This window comes from Nocardioides sp. SRI_004, assembly GCF_057586415.1.
Window position 1 is genome coordinate 1 of sequence record NZ_JBYCZV010000039.1, and the last position, 1,281, is coordinate 1,281.

At 73.4% G+C, this 1,281-nt stretch carries 2 protein-coding genes; both read right to left on the reverse strand.

What is annotated here, in order from left to right:
- The coding region (locus tag AC2YHB_RS25605) for a hypothetical protein (protein WP_487354876.1) at positions 1–517 on the reverse strand (517 nt) is incomplete at its 3' end.
- Positions 518–868: 351 nt separating this feature from the next.
- Positions 869–1,281 (reverse strand): hypothetical protein (locus tag AC2YHB_RS25610; protein WP_487354877.1); only part of this gene is annotated, 413 nt, incomplete at its 5' end.

The window sequence follows — 1,281 nt, forward strand, 5'->3', positions numbered from 1 at the left end:
CCGGCACGCCCGGCGGGGTGCCGACGTACTTGCAGACCACGACCTTCTTCTCGTCGTCGTCCTTGGCGGCGGCGATCCGGCGCGACCGGATCTGCTGGGCACCGTCCTCGGCGCCGTCACCCGCGGGAACCGCGTCGGCCGGGACGTCCTGCGGAGCGGGAGCGTCGGCGGGCTGGTCGTCCTGCGCGGGCGCCGGGTCGGGAGCGGGCTCGGGCTCGGGGGCGGGCTCCGGCTTCGGCGCGGGCTCCGGCGCGGGCTCGGGCTCGGGAGCCGGCTTCGGCTCCGGCGCGGGCTTCGGCTCAGGTGCCGGCTCGGGCGCGGGCGCCGGGGTGTCCTCCTGGACGGCGGACGGCGCGTCCGCCCCGTCCGCGTCGTCGGCGAAACCGGGAGAGGTGAAGGCGGAGACCGCCAGCAGTGCGGCAGCCGGGATCGTCAGTGCGGCGCGGCCTGCGAGGCCGGTGCGTCGGGCCTGGGCCCGGCGGAAGAGGCGGCGCGAATGCCGCGAAGAGGTGTTCATCTCGTTGTCCCCATGTAGGTCTTCGGCCGCGCCCCCCGCACGACCGTCAGCAGTTTCCGGACCACGGGACCGGCCGAGAACCGGCGAGGGAGTGCTGGACGGAGGCTCACGATCAAGACCGCGAGTCCCCGTCCGGCACCCCCCACTGCTGGCTTCGTCCCCACCCGCCGCCAGACCCGTTTCGAGGCTAGGCACACCGGGCAGCCACCGGAATGGGAATCGATGGAATCCATCGCTTCCGATAGCCGTCGCGCGACGTCGCGAAAACGTGGTTCGCCCCGCCGCAGTAGCTTGCTGCGACGGGGCGAACACCCGACCGTGTGGCCGTCCGTGGCCCGACCGGGCTGATGGTCAGGCGGAGTGGGGACGCCTGACCATGACCAGACCTGCACCCACGAGCACCAGGAGGGCGCCGAGCGGGAGGAGGATCCCCGCGGGACCGCCGGTGTTCGGCAGGGCGTCGGGGTCGTCCGTGTCGACGATGCCGCCGGTCTCGCCGCCGTCGGGGTTGCACGGCTCACCGTTGGCGTCGACCGCGTCCGGGTTGGTCGCGGCGTCGAGGCAGTCCTCGTCGACGACCTCGCCGCCGGCGCACTGCGTCTCCACGCTGAAGTCGTCAGCGGTCTGACCGGGCTCGGCCACCGCGAACACGGTGTACTCCTTGCCGTCCAGGATGAAGGTGAAGGGCAGCGTGCCGAGGAAGCCGTTCGCCTCCGCCAGCAGCTCGTCGACGATCTCGATGACGACGCCGTCGGCCTTCGCCG